The following is a 21,433-nucleotide window of genomic DNA, read 5'->3' as shown; positions in this document are numbered from 1 at the left end:
ACAGCGAAACGATAGTGGCACAACGAGATTATGTACGTCGCGGCCAGCCGGCACCTTCGCGACGCAAAAAGAGTAGCTCAAGGAAAAAGCAACGTAACCTGCCTGCTGTCTCGCCAGCGATGGTCGCTATTGCTGCGGCTGTAGTCGTGGCCTTTATTGGTGGTCTGTACTTTATCACGCACCATAAAAAAGAAGAGTCCGAGGCGCTTCAGGCCAGCAAGGTTGCCGGAAACGGCCTTCCGCCGAAGCCTGAAGAGCGCTGGCGCTATATCAAAGAGCTGGAAAGCCGTCAGCCTGGCGTACGTGCGCCGACCGAACCTTCAGCGGGTGGCGAAGTGCAAAATGCCAGCCAGTTGACGGATGAACAGCGTCAGTTGCTGGCACAAATGCAGGCCGATATGCGCCAGCAGCCTACGCAGCTGAACGAAGTGCCGTGGAACGAGCAGACGCCGGAACAGCGTCAGCAAACGCTGCAGCGTCGTCAGGCGCAGCAGCAGCTCCAACAGCAACAGCAGCAGCAGCAACAACAGCAGTGGGCGCAAACCCAGCCAGTGCAGCAGCCTAAAACGCAGCCGCGGGTGACGGAACAGCCGTATCAGCAGCAAACGCGAACGGCGCAGTCCCAGCCAGTGCAGCAACCGCCGAAGGCCCAGCCGCAGAAACAGGCGGCTCAGCCGTATCAGGATCTGCTGCAGACGCCGGCGCATACCACTGCGCAGCAGCCGAAAACGCAGCAGGCCGCACCGGTAACCAAAGAGACCGATGCGCCGAAGCAGACTGCTGAGAAAAAAGACGAACGCCGCTGGATGGTTCAATGTGGTTCATTCAAAGGTGCTGAGCAGGCGGAAACGGTGCGCGCACAGCTGGCTTTTGAAGGGTTTGATTCACGCATTACCACCAATAACGGCTGGAATCGCGTGGTGATTGGCCCGGTCAAAGGCAAAGAAAATGCCGACGGAACCATTTCCCGTTTGAAAGTGGCGGGACACACAAACTGCATTCGACTCGCTACCGGGGGTTGAAACCCCCAAATTCCCCCCCATCTATCATTCTATTCAGCCCTGAGCACAGGCTCAGGGCTTCTGTTTCCCGATTCTGTAACCAGGGGGTCTGCTCGTGACAACAATAGTAAGTGTACGCCGTAACGGCCACGTGGTAATCGCCGGTGATGGCCAGGCCACGCTGGGTAATACCGTAATGAAAGGCAACGTGAAGAAAGTTCGTCGTTTATACAACGACAAAGTGATCGCCGGTTTTGCAGGCGGCACGGCTGACGCCTTCACGCTGTTCGAACTGTTTGAACGCAAACTGGAAATGCACCAGGGTCACCTGGTGAAAGCCGCCGTTGAGCTGGCGAAAGACTGGCGTACCGATCGCATGCTGCGCAAACTTGAGGCGCTGCTGGCGGTGGCCGATGAAACCGCTTCGCTTATCATCACCGGTAACGGTGACGTCATTCAGCCTGAAAACGACCTGATTGCTATTGGCTCTGGTGGCCCGTACGCCCAGGCTGCAGCCCGTGCGCTGTTGGAAAATACCGACATGAACGCGCGCGATATCGCGGTGAAGGCGTTGGATATTGCAGGTGATATCTGCATCTATACCAACCACAACCACACCATCGAAGAATTACCGTCTAAAGCGTAAGGATCTCCCATGTCTGAAATGACCCCACGCGAAATTGTCAGCGAACTGGACAAACATATTATCGGCCAGGACAACGCCAAGCGTTCCGTGGCTATTGCCCTGCGTAACCGCTGGCGCCGCATGCAGCTCGAAGAAGAGTTGCGCCATGAAGTGACGCCAAAAAACATTCTGATGATCGGCCCGACCGGTGTCGGTAAAACCGAAATCGCCCGTCGTCTGGCGAAACTGGCTAACGCCCCGTTCATCAAAGTCGAAGCCACCAAGTTCACCGAAGTGGGCTATGTGGGTAAAGAAGTGGACTCTATCATTCGCGATCTGACCGACTCGGCGATCAAAATGGTGCGCGTCCAGGCGATTGAGAAAAACCGCTACCGTGCCGAAGAGATGGCAGAAGAGCGCATTCTTGACGTCCTGATCCCACCGGCGAAGAACAACTGGGGCCAGGCTGAACAGCAGGCTGAGCCGTCAGCGGCGCGTCAGGCGTTCCGCAAAAAACTGCGTGAAGGCGAGCTGGACGACAAAGAGATTGAGATCGATCTTGCTGCTGCCCCTATGGGTGTGGAAATCATGGCACCGCCTGGCATGGAAGAGATGACCAGCCAGCTGCAGTCCATGTTCCAGAACCTGGGCGGCCAGAAGCAGAAAGCGCGTAAGCTGAAAATCAAAGACGCGATGAAGCTGCTGATCGAAGAAGAAGCGGCGAAACTGGTGAACCCGGAAGAGCTGAAGCAGGATGCTATCGACGCGGTTGAGCAGCACGGTATCGTGTTTATCGACGAAATCGACAAAATCTGTAAGCGTGGCGAATCCTCAGGCCCGGATGTCTCCCGTGAAGGCGTTCAGCGCGACCTGCTGCCGCTGGTTGAAGGCTGCACCGTCTCCACCAAACACGGTATGGTCAAAACGGACCACATCCTGTTTATCGCCTCTGGCGCATTCCAGGTGGCGAAACCGTCTGACCTGATCCCGGAGCTGCAGGGTCGTCTGCCGATTCGCGTGGAGCTGCAGGCGCTGACCACTGAAGATTTCGAACGCATCCTGACCGAGCCAAATGCCTCTGTGACCGTACAGTACAAAGCGCTGATGGCAACCGAAGGTGTGAACATCGAGTTCACTGAAGACGGTATCAAACGCATCGCCCAGGCCGCCTGGCAGGTCAACGAAACCACCGAGAACATCGGTGCCCGTCGTCTGCACACCGTGCTGGAGCGCCTGATGGAAGATATCTCTTATGATGCGAGCGACCTGAACGGTCAAAGCATCACCATTGACGCAGAATATGTGGGTAAACACCTGGATGCGTTAGTGGCAGATGAAGATCTGAGCCGTTTTATCCTATAATCGCGGTTACTGCATTCTCATCACGTTTAATGGGGGCTAATGCCCCCATTTTTATTGGCTAAATTACTATGACTGACATCAGCCGTACTCAGGCGTGGCTCGAAAGTCTGCGCCCTAAAACTCTTCCTCTGGCCTTTGCCGCCATTATCGTCGGTACGGCGCTTGCCTGGTGGCAAGGCTATTTCGATCCGCTGGTTGCAGGGCTGGCACTGATTACCGCCGGTCTGCTGCAAATTCTCTCCAATCTCGCCAACGACTATGGCGATGCGGTTAAAGGCAGCGACAAACCCGACCGTATCGGGCCACTGCGCGGTATGCAGAAAGGGGTCATTACCCAGGCGCAGATGAAGCGCGCGCTGATCATTACCGTGGCGCTGATTTGTCTTTCCGGCCTGGCGCTGGTAACGGTCGCGTCTAAAACCCCCAGCGATTTCATTGGGTTCCTGGTACTGGGTCTGCTCGCCATTATTGCCGCCATTACCTATACCGTCGGTACCCGCCCTTATGGGTATATTGGGCTGGGTGATATCTCCGTGCTGGTGTTCTTCGGCTGGCTGAGCGTGATGGGGAGCGGGTACTTACAGGCACATACCCTGATCCCGGCCCTGTTCCTGCCGGCAACCGCCTGCGGCATGCTGGCGACGGCGGTGCTTAACATCAACAACCTGCGCGATATCGACAGCGACCGTGAGAACGGCAAAAACACGCTGGCCGTGCGTCTGGGGCCCGTTAATGCACGCCGTTATCATGCGTGTCTGCTGCTGGGCGCTCTGCTGTGCCTGGCGCTGTTTAACGTTATCTCGCTGCACAGCATATGGGGCTGGCTGTTTGTACTCGCCGCACCGCTGCTGATTAAGCAGGCGCGATTCGTCATGCGTGAACTCAGCCCTGCGGCCATGCCGCCAATGCTGGAGCGTACGGTAAAAGGGGCGCTGCTGACTAACCTGTTGTTCGTCATCGGGATTGTCTTAAGTCAGACGCTGGGTTAACTGACAAATATCAATTAACAATTGATGATTTTGCCAACAACGCATTTAGCACGATATACTGAACACATTCGCAGCAACTGAGCGTTAAACCTATGAAATACGATACCTCCGAGCTTTGTGACATCTACCAGGAAGATGTCAACGTCGTTGAACCGCTGTTCTCCAACTTTGGTGGGCGGTCGTCGTTTGGCGGACAAATCGTCACGGTGAAATGTTTCGAGGATAACGGGTTGCTCTATGATCTGCTCGAACAGAACGGCCGTGGCCGCGTTCTGCTGGTTGATGGCGGGGGCTCCGTACGTCGTGCCCTCATTGATGCTGAGCTCGCCCGTCTTGCCGTACAGAACGAGTGGGAAGGCATTGTGGTGTATGGCTCAGTGCGCCAGGTGGACGATCTCGAAGACCTGGACATTGGCATTCAGGCTATCGCGGCCATTCCGGTGGGTGCTGCGGGTGAAGGTATCGGCGAAAGCGACGTGCGCGTCAATTTCGGCGGCGTGACCTTCTTCTCCGGTGACCATCTCTATGCCGATAACACCGGGATTATCCTTTCCGAAGATCCGCTGGATATCGAGTAATAAAAAAAGCCGGGTGGCGGCGACGCCTTACCCGGCCTGTTCTGCATTTCCCGAAAGAAATTACACTTCTTCCATACGCCCCAGCAGCGCCTGCAGACGATCCTGCCAGCCATTCTGCTGTTCACGCAGCTGGTTGTTTTCGCGCTCCAGTTCTTCACGGCTGTGCTGAGCGTTCTGAACTTCCTGCGCCAGGCTGTTGTTCTTCTCTTTCAGCTCTTCAATTTCCATCTGCAGCAGCGTGATGGTGTCAATCGCCTGCTGTACTTTCGATTCCAGTTTCTCAAACACTTCTAAAGACATGATCCTACCTCTCCTGAATTGCAAGGCGACGCTTTAACGTAAACGCGCACAACAGATATGCCGATTGTATGAAGCCCCGTCGCCCCTGTCCAGCGGCAGACCGCGCAGATCGTGGTTTGCAACACTTTTCGGCCTCGTCCTGGTGCGTTCGCGGCATATACCCCTAAATTGTTAACTCATTCGTTAATGAAATGATTCAGCTCACATTTTGCTATTGGTGTAAAAATGCGCTTTATGGCGCGAAAACGCTCATTTTATTGACGCAGACCACACATTTTGATTTCGATATTTCTCGTTTTTGCTCGTTAACGATAAATTAACACTATGTCTACAGGGCATCGTGGCTGTCACGGGCGGTCATGCTAACAATAAACATCAATTTCTTCAGGATTCCGATTATGAGTCAGACATCAACCTTAAAAGGCCAGTGCATTGCCGAGTTCCTTGGTACCGGGTTGTTGATATTCTTCGGAGTGGGCTGTGTTGCTGCACTGAAAGTGGCGGGTGCCAGTTTCGGTCAGTGGGAAATCAGTATTATCTGGGGTCTGGGCGTGGCGATGGCCATCTACCTGACCGCAGGGGTTTCCGGCGCACATCTTAACCCGGCGGTGACCATCGCGCTGTGGCTGTTCGCGTGCTTCGACGGACGCAAAGTTGTTCCCTTCATCCTTTCTCAGTTTGCCGGCGCGTTTTGCGCAGCGGCGTTAGTTTACGGGCTTTATTACAATCTTTTCATAGACTTCGAACAGACACATCATATGGTGCGTGGCAGTGTCGAAAGTCTGGATCTGGCAGGCATTTTCTCAACCTATCCCAACCCGCATATCAATTTTGTGCAGGCGTTCGCAGTTGAAATGGTGATTACCGCTATTCTGATGGGCGTTATCCTGGCGCTGACCGACGACGGAAACGGCATTCCGCGCGGCCCGCTGGCACCGCTGCTGATTGGCTTGCTGATTGCGGTGATCGGCGCATCCATGGGCCCGCTGACCGGGTTTGCGATGAACCCGGCGCGTGATATCGGACCTAAAGCTTTTGCCTTTATCGCAGGATGGGGCGACGTGGCCTTCACCGGCGGTAAAGATATCCCTTACTTCCTGGTACCGCTGTTTGCACCGGTTGTCGGGGCTGCGCTGGGTGCATTTAGCTACCGCAAATTAATTGGTCGCCATTTACCGTGCGACACCTGTGTGGAAGAGGAGAAGGAAACGACTTCTACCGCACAACAAAAAGCTTCGCTGTAATCTGACTACGGGACACATACCATGACCGAAAAAAAATATATCGTTGCGCTCGACCAGGGCACTACCAGCTCCCGCGCTGTCGTAATGGATCATGACGCGAATATCGTCAGCGTGTCACAGCGCGAATTTGAGCAAATCTATCCTCGTCCAGGCTGGGTCGAACACGATCCTATGGAGATCTGGGCTTCACAAAGCTCCACGCTGGTAGAAGTGCTGGCGAAAGCCGATATCAGTTCCGACGAGATTGCCGCTATCGGTATTACCAACCAGCGTGAAACCACTATCGTCTGGGAGCGCGAAACCGGTAAGCCTATTTACAATGCCATCGTCTGGCAGTGCCGCCGTACATCAGAAATCTGCGAACAGCTGAAGCGCGACGGTATGGAAGACTATGTACGTAGCGCAACCGGTCTGGTCGTTGACCCGTATTTCTCCGGTACCAAAGTGAAATGGATCCTCGACCACGTTGAGGGTTCACGTGAACGTGCAAAACGCGGTGAGCTGCTGTTCGGTACCGTCGACACCTGGCTTATCTGGAAGATGACCCAGGGGCGTGTCCACGTCACTGATTACACCAACGCCTCGCGCACCATGCTGTTCAACATCAATACCCTGGAGTGGGATGACAAGATGCTGGACGCGCTGGATATCCCGCGCGCGATGTTGCCAGAAGTCCGTAAATCTTCTGAAGTTTACGGTCAGACCAATATCGGCGGCAAAGGCGGCACGCGTATTCCAATCGCCGGTATTGCCGGTGACCAGCAGGCGGCGCTGTTTGGCCAGCTGTGCGTTAAGGAAGGGATGGCGAAAAACACCTACGGTACCGGCTGCTTTATGCTGATGAACACCGGTGAGAAAGCGGTGAAATCAGAAAACGGCTTGCTGACCACCATCGCCTGCGGCCCACGCGGTGAAGTGAACTATGCGCTGGAAGGTGCGGTGTTCATGGCAGGTGCGTCTATTCAGTGGCTGCGTGACGAGATGAAACTCATCAGCGATGCGTTTGACTCCGAGTATTTCGCAACCAAAGTGAAGGACACCAACGGTGTGTATGTGGTTCCGGCCTTTACCGGTCTGGGCGCACCCTACTGGGACCCGTATGCACGCGGCGCGATTTTCGGCCTGACCCGTGGGGTAAACTCGAACCACATTATCCGCGCTACGCTGGAATCCATCGCTTATCAGACGCGCGACGTACTGGAAGCGATGCAGGCTGACTCCGGCATTCGTCTGCACGCCCTGCGCGTGGACGGCGGCGCCGTTGCCAACAACTTCCTGATGCAGTTCCAGTCCGACATTCTGGGCACCCGCGTAGAGCGCCCGGAAGTACGTGAAGTCACCGCGCTGGGTGCGGCGTATCTTGCAGGTCTGGCTGTCGGCTTCTGGCAGAATCTGGATGAACTGCAGGAAAAAGCGGTTATCGAACGCGAATTCCGCCCTGGCATCGAAACCACTGAGCGTAACTACCGCTACAGCGGCTGGAAGAAAGCGGTGAAACGCGCCCTGGCGTGGGAAGAGCACGAGCAGTAATTTCTCCCCTCACCCGTCCCCTCTCCCCGCGGGGAGAGGGGACCAACCGCACCCACTCCCACTCTGTGATAAACTTCGTGCAATTCCTTTTGATTGCACGAGTACCTCATGAAACGTGAACTGGCTATCGAGTTTTCCCGCGTCACCGAAGCTGCCGCACTGGCGGGCTATAAATGGCTTGGCCGTGGCGACAAAAATACCGCAGACGGTGCGGCTGTCCATGCCATGCGCATTGTGCTTAACCAGGTCAATATCGATGGCACCATCGTCATTGGCGAAGGCGAGATCGACGAAGCGCCAATGCTCTATATCGGTGAGAAAGTGGGCACCGGCAAAGGTGATGCCGTGGATATCGCGGTTGACCCGATTGAGGGTACCCGCATGACGGCAATGGGCCAGGCTAACGCGCTGGCCGTGCTGGCGGTAGGGGACAAAGGCTGTTTCCTGAACGCACCGGATATGTACATGGAAAAGCTGATTGTCGGCCCCGGCGCCAAAGGGGCTATCGACCTGAGCCTGCCGCTGGAAGAGAATCTGCGTAACGTTGCCAGGGCGCTGGAAAAACCGCTTAGCGCGCTCACCGTGACTATTCTGGCGAAACCGCGCCACGATGCCACCATTGCCCAGATGCAACAGCTCGGTGTTCGCGTCTTTGCCATTCCGGATGGCGACGTGGCAGCGTCTATCCTGACCTGCATGCCAGACAGCGAAGTGGATGTGCTTTACGGCATCGGCGGCGCGCCGGAAGGTGTGGTCTCCGCCGCGGTGATCCGCGCTCTGGATGGCGACATGCAGGCCCGTCTGTTGCCCCGTCATGAAGTCAAAGGCGACAGCGAAGAGAATCGCCGTATTGGGGAAGAAGAGCTGGCACGCTGCGAAGCGATGGGTATTGAAGCCAACAAGGTGCTTGCGCTGGATGACATGGCGCGCAGCGACAACGTTGTCTTCTCCGCAACCGGCATCACCAAAGGTGACCTGCTGGATGGCATCACCCGTAAGGGCAATATGGCCACCACTGAAACTCTGCTGATCCGCGGTAAATCGCGCACCATTCGCCGCATTCAGTCTGTTCACTATCTGGATCGTAAAGACCCTGACGTGCAGGCGCACATTCTGTAAAACCGTTTGATCGATAGAGCTTTCCGGCCCAAATGGGCTGGAAATCTTCACCACAAGTCCGGAAGATAGAACAGAGAAAAAGCACAGGAGAAGATCATGGCGGACTGGGTAACAGGTAAAGTCACAAAGATACAGTTCTGGACCGATGCGCTATTTAGTCTCACCCTGCATGCTCCCGTCCATCCGTTTACGGCCGGGCAATTTGCGAAGCTGGGGCTGGATGTTGACGGCGAGCGCGTGCAGCGCGCCTATTCCTACGTTAATGCCCCCGATAACCCGGATCTCGAGTTCTATCTGGTCACCGTCCCGGACGGCAAACTCAGCCCACGCCTTGCCGCGCTTAAGCCCGGTGACGATGTGCAAATTGTCAGTGAAGCGGCCGGTTTCTTCGTACTGGACGAAATCCCGGACTGCGACACCCTCTGGATGCTGGCAACCGGCACGGCCATTGGCCCGTATCTCTCTATTTTGCAGTACGGCAAAGACCTTGAGCGCTTTAAAAACATCGTGCTGGTTCACGCCGCGCGCTATGCCGCAGACTTGAGCTATCTTCCGCAGATGCAGGCGCTGGAAAAGCAGTACGGCGGGAAACTGAAAATTCAGACCGTGGTCAGCCGCGAAACCGCAGCGGGTTCACTGACGGGCCGCGTACCGGCATTGATTGAGAGTGGTGCACTGGAAGACGCAATTGGCTTGCCGATGAGCGCTGAAACCAGCCACGTCATGCTGTGTGGCAACCCGCAGATGGTTCGCGACACGCAGCAGCTTCTGAAGGATACCCGGCAGATGACGAAACATCTTCGCCGCCGGCCGGGCCATATGACTGCCGAACACTACTGGTGATCAGCGGTATTTCACCTCAAGGGTGTCTTTGCCGTATTTGTTTTCGCTCTGGGTGCCGATAAACGCGCCCAGATCGACCACCATCATGACAAAAATAATGGTTGGTAGCAGTCTGCCCACCACCCAGGGAAGGATGGACGGAAGTATCGACCAGTTCCCGGCCACCAGCATCCACGCCAGAATAATCAGAAAAGCCCACGCGCCGGAACGGCCGCGATCGTGCAGACGTTTCACCACCACGGCCGCGGTTGGCCACAGTAAACAGACCAGCGCAAACGCCGCCGTTTGTGTGCTGAGCCATGCGTTGAAGGCCACGAAAAACAGAAGCAGCATGGCAACGATCCACGTCGCCATCCAGATCCAGAAGTCACGGCGTCCAATACGCCCTTTGAATGAAAACAACCACTGCTGTATGGTCATGTAAGGTTCCTTATTATCATATAGCGCGCATTTTACCCTGGAGTTGTGACCTTTTGACAAGCCGACCAGATATCGATTTAATCATGAACACTTACGGCCAGGGGCAATGTTGATGAAAAGTTCGGCACGTTCTCTTTTCCTGTGTTTAGCGATGCTCATCGCGGGTGTCCCCCTGCACGCCGCCGAAACCACTGCCCCGACGACAGCTCCCTATCTGCTGGCAGGTGCGCCCTCGTTCGATCAGTCAATCAGCCAGTTTCGTGAAACCTTCAATAAAACCAACCCCACGCTACCGCTGGATGAATTCCGCGCCATTGACAGCTCCCGGGATACGCCAACCCTGACCCGGGCTGCGAGCAAGATCAACGAGAATTTATATGCCTCCACTGCGCTGGAGCGCGGCACGCTAAAAATCAAAAGCATGCAAATAACCTGGCTGCCGATTCAGGGGCCAGAGCAGAAAGCCGCTAAGGCAAAAGCGCTCGAGTACATGAGCGCGATACTGCAGGCTTTTACGCCCGCGCTGACCAAAAAGCAAAGCCAGCAAAAGCTGCAAAAACTCCTCACCGCCGGTAAAAATAAGCGTTACTACGCCGATACCGAAGGGGCCATACGCTATGTGGTGGCAGATAACGGCGAAAAAGGACTGACCTTCGCTGTTGAACCGATTAAGCTGGCACTATCAGACACACTCGGAGGGGCGAATTAATGACAAAAAGCAAAGCCTTTCGAGGGAAAATCTCTATACTGATTCACAGACCATGCTGCCCGACAGGGCGGCCATATTCCTTAATTCGCTAATTTAGCGTGGAGAATTGAAATGCGACATCCTTTAGTGATGGGTAACTGGAAACTGAACGGCAGCCGCCACATGGTAAACGAACTGGTTGCGAACCTGCGTAAAGAGCTGGCGGGCGTGACGGGCTGCGCGGTTGCTATCGCTCCGCCGGATATGTACCTGGATCTGGCTAAACATGCCGCTGACGGCAGCCACATCATTCTGGGCGCACAGAACGTTGACGTTAACCTGTCAGGCGCATTCACCGGTGAAACCTCTGCTGAAATGCTGAAAGATATCGGCGCGAAATACATCATCATCGGCCACTCTGAGCGTCGCACTTACCACAAAGAATCCGACGAATTTATCGCGAAGAAATTCGCGGTGCTGAAAGAGCAGGGTCTGATCCCGGTTCTGTGCATCGGTGAAACCGAAGCCGAAAACGAAGCAGGCAAAACGGAAGAAGTGTGTGCTCGTCAGATCGACGCCGTGCTGAAAACGCAGGGTGCTGCAGCATTCGAAGGCGCGGTTATCGCGTACGAACCAGTCTGGGCGATCGGTACCGGCAAATCAGCGACCCCTGCGCAGGCGCAGGCGGTTCACAAATTTATCCGTGACCACATTGCTAAAGCGGACGCGAAAGTGGCTGAGCAGGTAATTATTCAGTACGGCGGTTCCGTTAACGCATCCAACGCTGCTGAGCTGTTCACCCAGCCAGACATCGATGGCGCGCTGGTTGGCGGTGCATCCCTGAAAGCTGACGCTTTCGCGGTGATCGTTAAAGCAGCAGAAGCGGCTAAACAGGCGTAAAAACCGACTTCCCTCCCCCACCGGGGAGGGAAATTACACTTTCCCCAGCACGCTAAACCACAGATAATCCAGCGGCAGCAGCACCAGATACGTTGCAATCGCCAGCGCCAGACAGAGCAACATCCCCGCCTTTGCAGGCACCTTCCCTAAACCCATTGCCACCACAATCGGCGACGCCTGATACGGCAGCAGCGGCGTGGAATACCCCAGTACCTGAATCATGATCACCGACAACAGCGGGAAGCCGGTGGCGTCCGAAAAACTCTGTGCCAGCGTAGTGTACAACGCCGGTACACCGTTCGCGGTCATAATGAAGTTGAGCGCTGTGGTAATACCGGTAAGCGCCAGGAAGCTGGTGAACGGTCTGTTGGCATCAAGCGGCATAAACCGCAATAACGCCTCCCCCACCGCGGAACCGATACCCGTTTGGGTCACTACAATCGCCAGCCCGAGAATCCCCGCCACGTAAATGCAGGTGCGCATGTTCACTCCCGCAGAAAACTCTTCACCGGTGATAAACCCGACGCGTGGCAACATGACGATGACCGATGCCGCCAGCCCCGTCCACGCCGGTCCAACGCCGTGCCAGCTCTCTGTCACCCACATCCCCAGCACCACCGCCAGCAGCCAGGCGAGACGTTTTTCATCCCGCCCCATCGGTTCAGACGGCGTAAGATCGGTGGCCGGTTTCGGGCTGCCGGGGAACAACCAGCAGATCAGGCCGATCAGAATGCCCCCTTTCAGGATCCCGAGGACGGGTGTATGCAGCAGCAGATACGGGACATAGTTCAGATGGATCCCGTACGAGCCCTCCGCGGTGCCGCTCATCACCAGATTCGGCACGTTGGCAGGCAGGATGGTCGCCGAGAGCTGGAAGGTTCCGAACCCGACGGCCAGCGCCAGGCCATACCACGCGCGGGAACCGTCGGGGATGGCGGCCCTTTTGGCCATGGCGGCGACAATCGGCATCAGCAGCGCGATACGGCCCATATTCGACGGCATCACAAACGCCAGCGCGTAGCTCAGCCCCACCACGCTTGCCACCATCAATACCCACGAATCAGTGAGTTTTGCCGACAACGCCCGTGCGGCCCTGTCCGCCAGACCGGTTTTACGGATTGCCACCCCCAGCACGAAGCCGCTAAACACTAACCAGAATGCAGACGAGGCAAAACCACCAAAAATCACCTCCGCCGGGGCGATTCTGGCGGTCATCGCTGCCGTGAAAAACAGCAGCGCGGTGATAAATTCCGGCAATAGCGACGTCGCCCACAGCACGATGGTGACGCCGACTATCAATGAGGGCACAAACAGAGGATGCGTTAACCAGAGCGACATTTCTGTCTCCTGTCGTTTTTTTCAGCAAGTCTACGGCGACAGGCAGGACGAGTAAACGCTATTTATGGTGAGGTCACTTCAGGATATCGCATTGATGATCCTGCAATTCCTCAGCCGACGCGCGATTCAGGGTCAGCAAGTTACGTTCGGTCGCCAGTAAGACAAACGATCCATCCGACTGCTGCGCCATGGCCAGCGCGAAGCGCCCCATATGGTCACGCGCTTCCGGCAGCTCTTCAGCCAGCATCATAAACGGACTGCGCTGTACCAGCTCATTTTCCGTCACGCGACGGGCGAGGTACTCATGCCCTTCCAGCCCGCCCGGGAACGGTAACCACTGGGTACTGATTTGCCCCTGTGCGGCATTAAGCTTCTCGCGCACGTCCGGGCGCAGGCAGGAGATATGGATATGAAAATGGTTCTGAGTACGGCCTGTCGGGGAGTTAATGGTGAGCGAAATTGCGCTGTCCGGCACCTCGGTCCCGCGCTTCATGCTCATAAAGTTGCGTGATTGCCAGGCCAGCCAGAAGAAGTTGGGCGTATTCGGTTCGGTCAACAGCGGGCTTTCGGTTCCTTTGATACGGTAAGTCGGCATCAGGAGATACTGCAGCGGCCCGTTGCGGTCTTTAAACACCACATAACCCGCATCAGGCTTCACCTGCGCGCACGGGGCCGGGTTACGGTGCTGGAGTTGATTCGGCAGACACTGGTCGAGAACGATATGACGCAACGCATTCGGATTACCCGCTTTCATCCAGTACCAGCCACCCGCGGCAAGAATGATGACAACCAGAATCAGTAATAGTATTTTTTTCACAATGCGTTCCCTGTTTTCGATAGTGGCGAAAGAGTAACGCAAAATGATGACCAAATAAAAAACCCGGCGGATTTCTCGCGCCGGGTCACCGTGTCTGTCCTGCTAACATTTAGCGCTTGCTGATCTGGTCGAAAGTTCCGCCGTTAGAGAAGTGCTCTTTCTGCGCTTTCGCCCAGCCGCCGAACTCTTCATCAATGGTGAAAAGCTTCAGTTTCGGGAAGACGCTTTCATATTTCTTCGCCACTGCCGGATCGCGTGGACGATAGTAGTTTTTCGCCGCAATTTCCTGGCCTTCTGGCGAGTAGAGATACTTCAGGTACGCTTCCGCCTCCGTTTTGGTCTCTTTCTTCTCAACCACTTTATCAACCACAGAAACGGTAGGTTCGGCGAGGATAGATTCGCCTGGCGTAACGATCTCGAACTTGTCTTTACCCAGTTCGTGGGTGGCGAGCAGGGCTTCGTTTTCCCATGCGATCAGCACGTCGCCAATCCCACGCTCAACGAAGGTGTTCGTGGCACCACGTGCGCCCGAGTCCAGCACTTCAACGTTTTTATACAGCGCTTTCACGAACGCCTGGGCTTTCGCCTGATCACCGTTGTTGTGATGCAGCGCGTAGCCCCAGGCCGCCAGGTAGTTCCAGCGTGCGCCACCCGAGCTTTTCGGGTTCGGGGTGATAATGGAAACGCCCGGCTTAACCAGATCGTTCCAGTCATGAATTTGTTTTGGGTTGCCCTTACGCACCAGGAAAACAATGGTCGAGGTGTAAGGCGCTGAGTTGTCTGGCAGGCGTTTGATCCAGTTTTTATCGATACGCCCACGCTCGGCGATGGCGTCGACGTCATAGGCCAGCGCCAGGGTAACCACGTCGGCTTCAATCCCGTTGATGACTGAAGTCGCCTGCTTACCGGAGCCACCATGAGACTGACGCACCACCACGTTGTCGCCGGTTTCCTGTTTCCAGTGTGCCGCGAAGGCTTTGTTGTACTGCTCGTACAGCTCACGCGTCGGGTCGTATGACACGTTCAGTAACTGGATGTCCTTAGCCAGAACGCTGGTCGATGCCAGCAATAATGTTAACCCCACGCCCCATTTATTCATCGCCCGGATCTCTTGTGTAGTGTTTTGATGCTTGCAGCGTGCCAGAAAGCTAACCAATGATTAAAGAATAAAAAAAGATTGGCTATAACGTAGAGGAATAAAAAACGGGTAGGCATAAAAAAACCGGGCGGCGATATCGCCTTACCCGGCCTTTATGAGCGTGGACTGCAGACCCGGTTAACTCAGCGTGACCGGGGGAAAGTCACCGCTCAGTACAGTTTTTTTGCGCAGTCCAGCCAGTCACCCTTGAACGGACGCTTCATGTTTTCAATGGCGTCGATGATGTCATGGTGAACCAGTTTTTCGTTCTGAATACCCACGCAACGACCGCCATGACCCTGCAGCAGCAGTTCAATGGCGTATGCACCCATACGTGATGCCAGGATGCGGTCGTATGGACCCGGGGAACCCCCACGCTGGATGTGGCCCAGAACGGTAGCGCGCGTTTCACGTTTGGTTTCGGTTTCGATGTACTTCGCCAGCTCGTCAACGTCACAGATATGCTCGGTGATGGCTACGATGGCGTGTTTCTTGCCTTTTGCGATACCCGCTTTGATTTCAGCCACCAGATCTTCACGGCTGAATTCCACTTCCGGAACCACCACGAACTCACAACCGCCGGCGATGGCCGCAGCCAGCGTCAGGTCACCACAGTAACGGCCCATCACTTCCACGATGGAGATACGCTGGTGGGAAGAAGAGGTGTCGCGCAGGCGGTCAATCGCTTCAACAACGGTGCCCAGTGCGGTGAAATAACCGATGGTGTAGTCAGTGCCTTTGATGTCGTTGTCGATCGTACCCGGCAGCCCGATGCACGGGAAGCCCATTTCAGTCAGACGTTTTGCACCCATGTACGAGCCGTCACCACCAATAACAACCAGTGCGTCGAGGCCACGTTTTTTCATGTTCTCAATAGCCACTTCACGGACGTGTTCATCACGGAATTCCGGGAAGCGCGCAGAACCGAGGAAGGTACCGCCACGGTTGATCATGTCGGACACGCTGTAACGGTCGAGCTGAACCATGCGATCTTCATACAGGCCCAGATAACCATCATAGATACCAAAAACTTCCAGGCCTTCCGTCAGCGCTGAACGGACAACCCCACGAATTGCCGCGTTCATGCCCGGCGCATCACCGCCGCTTGTCAACACACCGATTTTCTTAATCATGACTACCTCTGAACTTAGGAATGCAAAATTGAAATCTGTTGCCGGAAGAATTTATCGACCAACGAATACTGCAAATAGTATATCAATCACTTCCAGCTGAATTGATTCAGGTCAGACCAAATGGCGGTAATTTATACACAAAATGCTGGCCTGGCTCACTTTTTTACAACCAATTACGAAAGCTCAACATGTCCGGGTACAACCGAGCAGGGATCCTGGTGAATAATGACGTCTGAACCAGGAAAACGCTGCAAAATCGCCTGCTCGACCTGCTCAGCAATAACGTGAGCCTGAACCAGTGGCAGGTTGTCTTCCATTTCAATATGAATCTGAATAAAGCGGGTCGGCCCTGACTGCCGCGTTCGAAGATCGTGTGCACCTCTGACACCAGGCCAGGAGGTCACGATAGAAAAAATTTCATTACGTTCTGAGTCCGGGAGGGCGCGGTCCAGAAGCGATTGCACCGCTTCATACCCCATCCGTAAGGCGCTATATAAAATATAGATGCCAATCCCTAACGCAAACAACGCATCGGCCCGATGCCAGCCATACCAGGCCAGACCGAGCGCAATAAGAATAGCGCCATTCATCATAACATCAGATTGATAATGAAGCATATCCGCCCGTACAGCCTGGCTTTGCGTTTTGCGAACAACCCAGCGCTGGAACGTTACCAGAACAAGTGTGCATATAAGTGCCACAATCGTCACGACCACACCCACGCCGGGATCGTTCATCGGTGACGGCGAGACGAGATGCTGAATACCGGTTAAAAACAGAAACAGCGCTGAGCCGGAAATAAACATGCTTTGCGCCAGCGCGGCCAGCGACTCGGCTTTCCCGTGCCCAAATGTGTGTTCTTCATCTGCCGGTTGCAGCGAGTAGCGCACAACCAGCAGGTTCGTCAGCGAGGCGGCAATATCCATCAACGAGTCCACCAGCGCCGCGAGAATACTGACTGAGCCGGTATACCACCACGCAAAAATTTTAATCACTAACAGGCTTGAAGCCACGATGGTCGCTGCAATCGCTGCCCGACTTACCAGTCTTCCATAGGATTGATTCATAAACGCTCCTGTCATGTCATGCCGCTAGTATAACGGAAGCATGGGGAGTCAAAGGATGAATAAACGGTTAACAAAGCAGAATGAAGGGCAAAAAAAACCCCCACATCATGTGGGGGAAGACAGGGATGGTGTCTATGGCAAGGAAAACAGGGTTTACTGGTTACTACGGGTACTGCTATTGCTACTGAAAAACGTTGTTTCTGAGCTTCGCTGCATCCGTGCAACCTCACGCAACTGGTCCATTCGCTGCTGATGTCTTGTGTTCAAAACCGCTTGCTGCTCGGGCGTTAGCAGGTGGAACATCTGGTTGCGGACCTTCGCCATCTCTACCTGGCGGGCAACCTGCTCCTGTGCCATTTTTTCGGCCTGAGCGCGTACAGCGCTTTCGTCAAATTTTTCTGCGGTGACAAGGCGGTGCATTGTCTCCATTTCGCTAACATTAACAGGGGGCTGGTCGTGTCGTGCCCTCTGCATCAGATCTCGCATCTGTTGACGCTGATGTTCGGTTAAACTTATGCCATCAAACATATGGCTTTGGCTGCTGTGCTGCGTTGCCCCCTCCGTTGAGGGCCCGTTATCGCCGGGGATAGCTACAGCGGCCTGGCTTAATGTACTGAACGCCAGCGTTGAGGCCATGACGGCAGCGGTAACTTTGCGCATCACTTGCTCCCAAAATCTTTCGTGTCGCGATTCAACGAGAGACAGTCTACGATTCAGGCTGCAAACATGCGTCAGGGGGTGTAAAACAACGTAAAGTCATGGATTAGATAGCCTTGATGTCGTAATTTCTGCCTCGGAGGTATTTAAACAATGAATAAAATCCTGTTAGTTGATGATGACCGAGAGCTCACATCCCTTTTAAAGGAGTTGCTCGACATGGAAGGTTTCAACGTTTTGGTTGCCCATGATGGCGAGCAGGCGCTGAGTCTCCTTGACGACAGCATCGATTTACTTTTGCTCGACGTTATGATGCCGAAGAAAAACGGCATTGATACGTTGAAAGAGCTTCGCCAGACACACCAGACGCCCGTAATTATGCTGACCGCTCGCGGCAGCGAACTTGACCGTGTACTTGGCCTTGAGCTGGGCGCGGATGACTATTTACCAAAGCCGTTTAACGACCGTGAACTGGTTGCCCGTATTCGCGCTATCCTGCGTCGTTCTCACTGGAGCGAACAGCAGCAGAACAGCGACAACAGTTCACCGACGCTGGAAGTCGACTCCCTGAGCCTGAATCCGGGCCGTCAGGAAGCGAGTTTTGACGGTGAAACGCTGGAACTGACTGGCACCGAGTTCACCCTGCTGTACCTGCTGGCCCAGCACCTCGGCCAGGTGGTATCGCGTGAACATTTGAGCCAGGAAGTGCTTGGCAAACGCCTCACTCCGTTTGATCGCGCCATCGATATGCATATCTCGAACCTGCGCCGCAAGCTGCCGGAACGCAAGGACGGGCACCCGTGGTTTAAAACCCTGCGTGGTCGCGGTTATCTGATGGTTTCCGCTTCATGATAGGAAGCTTAACAGCCCGCATCTTCGCCATTTTCTGGCTGACGCTGGCACTGGTTTTAATGCTCGTTTTGATGTTGCCAAAACTCGACTCACGCCAGATGACGGAGCTTCTCGACAGCGAGCAACGTCAGGGCGTGATGATCGAGCAGCACGTGGAAGCCGAGCTGGCAAACGACCCGCCGAACGATTTAATGTGGTGGCGCAGGCTGTTTCGCGCTATCGACAAATGGGCACCGCCAGGCCAGCGCCTGTTGCTGGTGACCAGCGAAGGGCGCGTGATTGGCGCCGATCGCAATGAAATGCAGATCATCCGTAACTTCATTGGTCAGGCGGATAACGCCGACCATCCTCAGAAGAAAAAATACGGTCGGGTTGAGATGGTGGGCCCCTTCTCCGTCAGAGATGGCGAGGATAATTACCAGCTTTACCTGATCCGCCCGGCGAGCAACTCCCAGTCCGATTTCATCAACCTGCTGTTTGACCGTCCGCTTCTGCTGCTGATTGTCACCATGCTGGTCAGCTCACCGCTGCTGCTGTGGCTGGCGTGGAGTCTGGCGAAACCGGCGCGTAAGCTGAAAAACGCGGCGGACGAAGTGGCGCAGGGTAACCTGCGACAACACCCTGAACTGGAAGCCGGTCCACAGGAGTTCCTTGCCGCGGGGACCAGTTTTAACCAGATGGTGAGCGCCCTCGACCGCATGATGACGGCACAGCAACGCCTGCTGTCGGATATCTCGCACGAGCTGCGCACGCCGCTCACGCGCTTACAGCTCGGCACCGCGCTGCTGCGTCGCCGCAGCGGTGAGAGCAAAGAGCTGGAACGTATTGAAACGGAAGCGCATCGTCTGGACAGCATGATTAACGACCTGCTGGTCATGTCGCGCAATCAGCAGAAAAATGCGCTGGTGAGCGAAACGGTGAAAGCCAACCACCTATGGCATGAAGTGCTGGATAACGCGGCGTTCGAAGCGGAGCAGATGGGGAAATCCTTTACCGTCAACTTCCCGCCAGGGCCATGGCCGCTGTACGGTAACCCCAACACGCTGGAAAGCGCGCTGGAGAACATCGTGCGTAACGCCCTGCGCTATTCGCACACGAAGATTGAAGTAGCCTTCTCGGTGGATAAAGACGGGATCACCATCATCGTTGATGACGATGGTCCTGGGGTAAGCCCGGAAGACCGCGAACAGATTTTCCGTCCGTTCTACCGTACCGATGAGGCGCGTGACCGTGAATCTGGCGGCACGGGGTTGGGTCTGGCGATTGTTGAAACTGCCATGCAGCAGCATCGCGGCTGGGTGAAAGCCGACGACAGCCCGCTGGGTGGGTTGCGGTTAACGCTGTGGCTGCCGTTGTATAAACGTTCGTAGCCGTTTAGCCGGGCGGCGGTATCGCTGACCCGGCTTGCCTCTTCTGCGGGGAAACTATTTCCCCCACAATCTCCGCGAATTATCTTCGATCTTGCTACTTAAACGGCGTTTCTGCATCGTTCGGGTCCAGCTCGTGGACAGCCCTGCAGCGGACAAAAGCCGATGGTACTGGTCGTCATCAAACGGCATATGCCAGGCGATCGCGCAGGCGTCATATACCGAGACATCACTCAGGCGCGATGCCAGCACCAGCGGCGCATCTGCCGATACCTGACCTGCCAGCACCACCCGATATAACCAGCCCGTTTTACCCGCGCTCTGCAGCCGGGCAGACATGTCGCTGATGCCGAAATGATAGTTTAGTTTGAAGCACGGCGAGCGCGGCTGCGTCACCTGAATCAGGGCATCGCCCCAGCGGTAGATATCGCCGATAAAGACGTTTTTCTCGGTCAGCCCTTCCGTTGAGAGATTCTCACCAAACGCTGGCGCGACAAACATATCCGCCTGTTCGGGAAACTCGGTTATCCAGTGCTGATAGTGTTCCCGCGGATAGTGGCACAGCGCGCGGTCAGGCCCGCCATGGATTTTCTTTTCGGCCTGCTCATCGCCCACCAGCCCGAGGTCGGTTAACGTCAACTCGCCGTCGACCTGAATTTTGGCGATGGCGCTCGGGCGGCTGCCGTCGTACTCCCTTACCTTGCCTGTAAAGACATTCACCGGAAAATGCATCGCTGCTCCTTTCTGCAGATACAAAAAAAGCGAGTCATCAGACTCGCTTCTCACAGGCGTCAATGCAACCTTATTTTTTCGCGGCGAAACGCGCTGCTGCTTCGTCCCAGTTCACCACATCCCAGAAGGCTTTGATGTAGTCCGGGCGACGGTTCTGGAATTTCAGGTAGTAAGCGTGTTCCCACACGTCCAGACCCAGGATAGGGAAACCGGATGCGCCAGAGATTGCTTCACCCATCAGCGGGGAGTCCTGGTTAGCCGTTGAAACAACCGCCAGTTTGTCACCTTTCAGAACCAGCCACGCCCAGCCAGAGCCGAAACGGGTCGCAGCGGCTTTTTCGAATTCCGCTTTGAAGTTGTCTACAGAACCGAAATCGCGCTCGATAGCCGCTTTCAGGTCGCCCTGCAGGGTGGTACCGGTTTTCAGGCCTTTCCAGAACAGGCTGTGGTTAGCGTGACCACCTGCGTTGTTACGCAGAACGGTTTTCTTGTCAGCTGGCAGCTGGTCCAGCTTGGTGATCAGCTCTTCAACAGGCAGGCTAGCGAACTCTGGCAGGCTTTCCAGCGCGGCGTTCGCGTTGTTCACATAGGTCTGGTGGTGTTTAGTATGATGGATTTCCATCGTCTGCTTGTCGAAATGCGGTTCCAGTGCGTCGTAGGCATACGGCAGGGATGGCAGTGTATAACTCATAATCCTCTCCATTATTGTCGGGCGGCACAGCTGTTAATGCCG

The 21,433-nt window shown here is 55.3% G+C and carries 23 protein-coding genes; 13 read left to right on the top strand and 10 right to left on the bottom strand.

The window, feature by feature from the left end:
- The first annotated feature begins 14 nt into the window (after positions 1-14).
- The 5 genes from ftsN to rraA all read left to right on the top strand — a co-directional run bounded on the left by ftsN (position 15) and on the right by rraA (position 4,555).
- The gene (gene ftsN / locus AB6731_RS21835; protein WP_134180245.1) at positions 15-1,022 is read left to right on the top strand and encodes a cell division protein FtsN; all 1,008 of its coding nucleotides are present in this window, start codon (positions 15-17) and stop codon (positions 1,020-1,022) included.
- Between the two features lie 94 nt (positions 1,023-1,116).
- On the top strand, positions 1,117-1,647 hold the full coding sequence (hslV, locus tag AB6731_RS21830; protein ID WP_014172194.1) for an ATP-dependent protease subunit HslV: 531 nt from the start codon (positions 1,117-1,119) through the stop codon (positions 1,645-1,647).
- A gap of 9 nt (positions 1,648-1,656) precedes the next feature.
- Positions 1,657-2,988: an HslU--HslV peptidase ATPase subunit gene (gene hslU, locus AB6731_RS21825; RefSeq protein ID WP_014172195.1), complete on the top strand. Its 1,332-nt coding sequence runs from the start codon at positions 1,657-1,659 to the stop codon at positions 2,986-2,988.
- Between the two features lie 68 nt (positions 2,989-3,056).
- On the top strand, positions 3,057-3,977 hold the full coding sequence (gene menA, locus AB6731_RS21820) for a 1,4-dihydroxy-2-naphthoate polyprenyltransferase (RefSeq protein WP_014172196.1): 921 nt from the start codon (positions 3,057-3,059) through the stop codon (positions 3,975-3,977).
- Between the two features lie 92 nt (positions 3,978-4,069).
- Positions 4,070-4,555, top strand: coding sequence for a ribonuclease E activity regulator RraA (rraA, locus tag AB6731_RS21815; RefSeq protein WP_014172197.1), 486 nt, complete (start codon positions 4,070-4,072; stop codon positions 4,553-4,555).
- 60 nt (positions 4,556-4,615) lie between these two features.
- Here the strand turns inward: rraA and zapB are convergent, their stop codons facing one another.
- A complete protein-coding gene (zapB, locus tag AB6731_RS21810; protein WP_008501806.1) occupies positions 4,616-4,855 on the bottom strand; it encodes a septal ring assembly protein ZapB in 240 nt (79 codons plus the stop codon).
- A gap of 398 nt (positions 4,856-5,253) precedes the next feature.
- Here zapB and AB6731_RS21805 point away from each other — a divergent pair, with 398 nt between their 5' ends.
- The 4 genes from AB6731_RS21805 (at position 5,254) to fpr (ending at position 9,591) form a co-directional block, all read left to right on the top strand.
- The gene (locus AB6731_RS21805) at positions 5,254-6,099 is read left to right on the top strand and encodes an MIP/aquaporin family protein (protein ID WP_014885705.1); all 846 of its coding nucleotides are present in this window, start codon (positions 5,254-5,256) and stop codon (positions 6,097-6,099) included.
- 21 nt (positions 6,100-6,120) lie between these two features.
- Complete coding sequence (gene glpK, locus AB6731_RS21800; protein WP_014172201.1) at positions 6,121-7,629, top strand: glycerol kinase GlpK; 1,509 nt, start codon at positions 6,121-6,123, stop codon at positions 7,627-7,629.
- Between the two features lie 108 nt (positions 7,630-7,737).
- Positions 7,738-8,748 (top strand): class II fructose-bisphosphatase, encoded by a 1,011-nt coding sequence (glpX, locus tag AB6731_RS21795; protein WP_040018287.1) that lies wholly within the window; start codon positions 7,738-7,740, stop codon positions 8,746-8,748.
- A 96-nt stretch (positions 8,749-8,844) separates the two neighbouring features.
- Positions 8,845-9,591: a ferredoxin--NADP(+) reductase gene (gene fpr / locus AB6731_RS21790; protein WP_014172203.1), complete on the top strand. Its 747-nt coding sequence runs from the start codon at positions 8,845-8,847 to the stop codon at positions 9,589-9,591.
- On the opposite strand, the gene AB6731_RS21785 is transcribed toward fpr, so the two are convergent.
- Entirely contained in the window at positions 9,592-10,011 is a 420-nt protein-coding gene (locus AB6731_RS21785; RefSeq protein ID WP_025202755.1) for a DUF805 domain-containing protein, read from the bottom strand.
- 112 nt (positions 10,012-10,123) lie between these two features.
- Between AB6731_RS21785 and AB6731_RS21780 the strand changes: the two genes are divergently transcribed.
- Complete coding sequence (locus AB6731_RS21780) at positions 10,124-10,720, top strand: DUF1454 family protein (protein ID WP_020883954.1); 597 nt, start codon at positions 10,124-10,126, stop codon at positions 10,718-10,720.
- A 111-nt stretch (positions 10,721-10,831) separates the two neighbouring features.
- Positions 10,832-11,599 (top strand): triose-phosphate isomerase, encoded by a 768-nt coding sequence (tpiA, locus tag AB6731_RS21775; protein ID WP_014172206.1) that lies wholly within the window; start codon positions 10,832-10,834, stop codon positions 11,597-11,599.
- Between the two features lie 33 nt (positions 11,600-11,632).
- Here the strand turns inward: tpiA and AB6731_RS21770 are convergent, their stop codons facing one another.
- The 6 genes from AB6731_RS21770 to cpxP form a co-directional block, all read right to left on the bottom strand.
- The gene (locus AB6731_RS21770) at positions 11,633-12,937 is read right to left on the bottom strand and encodes an SLC13 family permease (protein ID WP_149377051.1); all 1,305 of its coding nucleotides are present in this window, start codon (positions 12,935-12,937) and stop codon (positions 11,633-11,635) included.
- Between the two features lie 73 nt (positions 12,938-13,010).
- The gene (locus tag AB6731_RS21765; RefSeq protein ID WP_047954827.1) at positions 13,011-13,754 is read right to left on the bottom strand and encodes a CDP-diacylglycerol diphosphatase; all 744 of its coding nucleotides are present in this window, start codon (positions 13,752-13,754) and stop codon (positions 13,011-13,013) included.
- A gap of 109 nt (positions 13,755-13,863) precedes the next feature.
- Positions 13,864-14,853, bottom strand: coding sequence for a sulfate ABC transporter substrate-binding protein (locus AB6731_RS21760; protein ID WP_371006793.1), 990 nt, complete (start codon positions 14,851-14,853; stop codon positions 13,864-13,866).
- A gap of 209 nt (positions 14,854-15,062) precedes the next feature.
- Positions 15,063-16,025: a 6-phosphofructokinase gene (gene pfkA, locus AB6731_RS21755; RefSeq protein WP_014172210.1), complete on the bottom strand. Its 963-nt coding sequence runs from the start codon at positions 16,023-16,025 to the stop codon at positions 15,063-15,065.
- Positions 16,026-16,198: 173 nt separating this feature from the next.
- Positions 16,199-17,092 carry a CDF family cation-efflux transporter FieF gene (gene fieF / locus AB6731_RS21750; RefSeq protein ID WP_020883958.1) on the bottom strand — a complete coding sequence of 298 codons (894 nt, stop codon included), beginning with the start codon at positions 17,090-17,092 and terminating at the stop codon, positions 16,199-16,201.
- 153 nt (positions 17,093-17,245) lie between these two features.
- Positions 17,246-17,752, bottom strand: coding sequence for a cell-envelope stress modulator CpxP (gene cpxP / locus AB6731_RS21745; RefSeq protein ID WP_020883960.1), 507 nt, complete (start codon positions 17,750-17,752; stop codon positions 17,246-17,248).
- Positions 17,753-17,902: 150 nt separating this feature from the next.
- Between cpxP and cpxR the strand changes: the two genes are divergently transcribed.
- Together cpxR and cpxA are read left to right on the top strand one after the other, a co-directional pair.
- Positions 17,903-18,601: an envelope stress response regulator transcription factor CpxR gene (gene cpxR / locus AB6731_RS21740; protein ID WP_014172213.1), complete on the top strand. Its 699-nt coding sequence runs from the start codon at positions 17,903-17,905 to the stop codon at positions 18,599-18,601.
- Complete coding sequence (gene cpxA / locus AB6731_RS21735) at positions 18,598-19,971, top strand: envelope stress sensor histidine kinase CpxA (protein WP_010436910.1); 1,374 nt, start codon at positions 18,598-18,600, stop codon at positions 19,969-19,971. The genes cpxR and cpxA overlap by 4 nt, the downstream gene beginning before the upstream one ends.
- 54 nt (positions 19,972-20,025) lie before the next feature.
- Here cpxA and yiiM read toward each other — a convergent pair whose 3' ends face one another.
- Positions 20,026-20,700, bottom strand: a complete 675-nt coding sequence (gene yiiM / locus AB6731_RS21730) for a 6-hydroxyaminopurine reductase (RefSeq protein WP_032679245.1) — start codon at positions 20,698-20,700, stop codon at positions 20,026-20,028.
- Positions 20,701-20,770: 70 nt separating this feature from the next.
- Complete coding sequence (sodA, locus tag AB6731_RS21725; RefSeq protein ID WP_014833772.1) at positions 20,771-21,391, bottom strand: superoxide dismutase [Mn]; 621 nt, start codon at positions 21,389-21,391, stop codon at positions 20,771-20,773.
- Positions 21,392-21,433: the final 42 nt, after the last annotated feature.

The sequence above is a fragment of the Enterobacter sp. RCC_40 genome, from assembly GCF_041360735.1.
Taxonomy (GTDB): Bacteria; Pseudomonadota; Gammaproteobacteria; order Enterobacterales; family Enterobacteriaceae; genus Enterobacter; species Enterobacter ludwigii.
This window is presented reverse-complemented; position numbering and strand designations above follow the sequence as displayed.

Bases quoted from the DNA above. Each gene is read 5' to 3' on its own strand.
- hslU (WP_014172195.1), top strand. From the start codon at position 1,657: ATGTCTGAAATGACCCCACGCGAAATTGTCAGCGAACTGGACAAACAT.
- menA (WP_014172196.1), top strand. From the start codon at position 3,057: ATGACTGACATCAGCCGTACTCAGGCGTGGCTCGAAAGTCTGCGCCCT.
- rraA (WP_014172197.1), top strand. From the start codon at position 4,070: ATGAAATACGATACCTCCGAGCTTTGTGACATCTACCAGGAAGATGTC.
- zapB (WP_008501806.1), bottom strand. From the start codon at position 4,855: ATGTCTTTAGAAGTGTTTGAGAAACTGGAATCGAAAGTACAGCAGGCG.
- AB6731_RS21805 (WP_014885705.1), top strand. From the start codon at position 5,254: ATGAGTCAGACATCAACCTTAAAAGGCCAGTGCATTGCCGAGTTCCTT.
- glpK (WP_014172201.1), top strand. From the start codon at position 6,121: ATGACCGAAAAAAAATATATCGTTGCGCTCGACCAGGGCACTACCAGC.
- glpX (WP_040018287.1), top strand. From the start codon at position 7,738: ATGAAACGTGAACTGGCTATCGAGTTTTCCCGCGTCACCGAAGCTGCC.
- fpr (WP_014172203.1), top strand. From the start codon at position 8,845: ATGGCGGACTGGGTAACAGGTAAAGTCACAAAGATACAGTTCTGGACC.
- AB6731_RS21785 (WP_025202755.1), bottom strand. From the start codon at position 10,011: ATGACCATACAGCAGTGGTTGTTTTCATTCAAAGGGCGTATTGGACGC.
- AB6731_RS21780 (WP_020883954.1), top strand. From the start codon at position 10,124: ATGAAAAGTTCGGCACGTTCTCTTTTCCTGTGTTTAGCGATGCTCATC.
- tpiA (WP_014172206.1), top strand. From the start codon at position 10,832: ATGCGACATCCTTTAGTGATGGGTAACTGGAAACTGAACGGCAGCCGC.
- AB6731_RS21770 (WP_149377051.1), bottom strand. From the start codon at position 12,937: ATGTCGCTCTGGTTAACGCATCCTCTGTTTGTGCCCTCATTGATAGTC.
- AB6731_RS21760 (WP_371006793.1), bottom strand. From the start codon at position 14,853: ATGAATAAATGGGGCGTGGGGTTAACATTATTGCTGGCATCGACCAGC.
- pfkA (WP_014172210.1), bottom strand. From the start codon at position 16,025: ATGATTAAGAAAATCGGTGTGTTGACAAGCGGCGGTGATGCGCCGGGC.
- fieF (WP_020883958.1), bottom strand. From the start codon at position 17,092: ATGAATCAATCCTATGGAAGACTGGTAAGTCGGGCAGCGATTGCAGCG.
- cpxP (WP_020883960.1), bottom strand. From the start codon at position 17,752: ATGCGCAAAGTTACCGCTGCCGTCATGGCCTCAACGCTGGCGTTCAGT.
- cpxR (WP_014172213.1), top strand. From the start codon at position 17,903: ATGAATAAAATCCTGTTAGTTGATGATGACCGAGAGCTCACATCCCTT.
- cpxA (WP_010436910.1), top strand. From the start codon at position 18,598: ATGATAGGAAGCTTAACAGCCCGCATCTTCGCCATTTTCTGGCTGACG.
- yiiM (WP_032679245.1), bottom strand. From the start codon at position 20,700: ATGCATTTTCCGGTGAATGTCTTTACAGGCAAGGTAAGGGAGTACGAC.
- sodA (WP_014833772.1), bottom strand. From the start codon at position 21,391: ATGAGTTATACACTGCCATCCCTGCCGTATGCCTACGACGCACTGGAA.